Genomic DNA, 2365 nt, shown 5'->3' on the forward strand with positions numbered 1-2365 from the left:
GCGGGTGCTGCGCGCCGCGGAGGTGCTGCTGCGCCGCAACGTCTGCAACCTGACGCTGCTGGGCGAGGAGGGCGCGATCCGCCGCCGCTTCCCGGACACGACCGCGACCGGCTGCTGTGGGGGGCCCACCACGACCCGCACAGCCTGCTCGGCGCGCACCCGGCCGCCGGGGGCGTCCTGGTCCGCGCGCTCCGACCGGGGGCCCGCACGGTGACCGTGGTCGCCGACGGGCTGCGCGCCGAGCTCGCCTCCGAGGGCGACGGGCTGTTCGCCGCGGTGCTGCCCGTCCCCGAACTGGCCGAGTACCGGCTGGCGGTGCGGTACGAGGGCACCGCCGCGGCACACCTGGTCCACGACGCGTACTCCTTCCTGCCCTCGCTGGGCGAGCTGGACCTGCACCTGATCGGGGAGGGCCGCCACGAGGAGCTGTGGAAGGCGCTCGGCGCCCGCGCCATGACCCACCGGGGGGTGCGCGGCACCCGGTTCACCGTCTGGGCGCCCGGCGCGCAGGGGGTGCGGCTGACGGGTGACTTCTGCTTCTGGGACGGCACCGGCCACCCGATGCGCTCGCTGGGCTCCAGCGGGGTGTGGGAGCTCTTCGTCCCCGGGATCGGCCCGGGTGCGCTCTACAAGTTCGACATCCGCACCGCCGACGGCTCGCACACCGTGCGGGCCGACCCGATGGCCCGCCGCACCGAGTGCCCGCCGGCCACCGCCTCGGTGGTGGCGGAGGACGACACCTACGTCTGGGGCGACGACCAGTGGATGGCCTCCCGGGGCCGCCGCCCGGCCCACGCGGCGCCGATGTCGGTGTACGAGCTGCACCCCGCCTCCTGGCGGCCCGGGCTCGGCTACCGCGAGCTGGCGGAGCAGCTCCCCGCCTACGTGGCCGACCTGGGCTTCACCCACGTGGAGCTGATGCCGCCGGCCGAGCACCCGTTCGGCGGGTCCTGGGGCTACCAGGTGACCGGCTACTACGCGCCGACCGCCCGGCTGGGCTCCCCGGACGACTTCCGGCACCTCGTCGACGCACTGCACCGCGCGGGGATCGGCGTCATCATCGACTGGGTCCCCGCACACTTCCCCAAGGACGAGTGGGCGCTGGCCCGGTTCGACGGCACGCCGCTCTACGAGCACGCGGATCCGCTGCGCGCCGAGCACCCGGACTGGGGGACGCTGGAGTTCGACTACGGGCGGCGCGAGGTCCGCAACTTCCTGGTCGCCAACGCGGTCTACTGGTGCCAGGAGTTCCACGTCGACGGCCTGCGCGTGGACGCGGTGGCCTCGATGCTGTACCTCGACTACTCGCGCGAGGACGGCGCGTGGTCGCCCAACGAGTTCGGGGGCCGCGACAACCCCGACGCGGTGGCGTTCCTCCAGGAGATGAACGCGACCGTCTACCGCCGCTGCCCCGGCGTGGTGACCATCGCCGAGGAGTCGACCGCGTGGGACGGCGTCACGCGCTCGACGGAGCACGGCGGTCTCGGCTTCGGGTTCAAGTGGAACATGGGGTGGATGCACGACTCGCTGGTCTACATGTCCAAGGAGCCGGTGCACCGCCGCTACCACCACAACGAGATGACGTTCTCGATGGTGTACGCCTACTCGGAGAACTACGTCCTGCCGATCTCCCACGACGAGGTGGTCCACGGCAAGGGCGCGCTCGTCTCCAAGATGCCCGGCGACTGGTGGCAGCAGCGCGCCTCGCACCGCGCGTACCTCGGCTGGATGTGGGCGCACCCCGGCAAGCAGCTGCTGTTCATGGGGCAGGAGTTCGCGCAGGGCGCGGAGTGGTCGGCCGACGAGGGCCCGCAGTGGTGGGTGCTGGACCCGGGGTACAGCGCCGCCGGCGACCACCGCGGGGTGCGCGATCTGGTGGCGGACCTCAACCACGGCTACCGCGACACCCCCGCGCTCTGGCAGCGGGACACCGACCCCGCCGGCTTCGCCTGGCTGGTCGGCGACGCCGCGGACGACAACGTGCTCGCCTTCGCACGGTTCGGGGACGAGGGCCCGCCGCTGCTGGCGCTCTGCAACTTCTCCCCGGTGGTGCGCCGGGACTACCGCGTCGGGGTGCCCGCGGTCTCCGGGCTGTGGCGCGAGACGCTCAACACCGACGGGACCCGCTACGGCGGCAGCGGAGTCGGAAACCCGGAGCCGCTGCGGACCGAGGCGGTGGCCTGGCACGGCCGGGACTCCTCGATCCGGGTGACCCTGCCCCCGCTGGCGACGGTGTGGCTGCGGCCCGCCTGACCGCCCGGCCCCCACGGCACCGTGCTGCCGTTCCGGCGGATCTTCGTCGTGGCGCGGCGACGGGCGGACTGAGGCCGGCAGGACGCGGCGCCGCCGGGCCCGCGCCGCGCGG

2 protein-coding genes are annotated in these 2365 nt (G+C 74.1%); both read left to right on the forward strand.

All coding sequences use genetic code 11. The features are described 5' to 3' along the window. Positions 1-214, forward strand: a 214-nt coding sequence (locus HCN52_RS25780) for a hypothetical protein (RefSeq protein ID WP_168090489.1), incomplete at its 5' end; no start/stop codon positions are given. Then, positions 145-2253, forward strand: coding sequence for a 1,4-alpha-glucan branching enzyme (glgB, locus tag HCN52_RS23830; protein ID WP_376767203.1), 2109 nt, complete (start codon positions 145-147; stop codon positions 2251-2253). The genes HCN52_RS25780 and glgB, both read left to right, overlap by 70 nt. The last annotated feature ends 112 nt before the right edge of the window (positions 2254-2365 follow it).

The organism is Streptomyces bohaiensis, from assembly GCF_012033785.1.
Lineage (GTDB): Bacteria > Actinomycetota > Actinomycetes > Streptomycetales > Streptomycetaceae > Streptomyces > Streptomyces bohaiensis.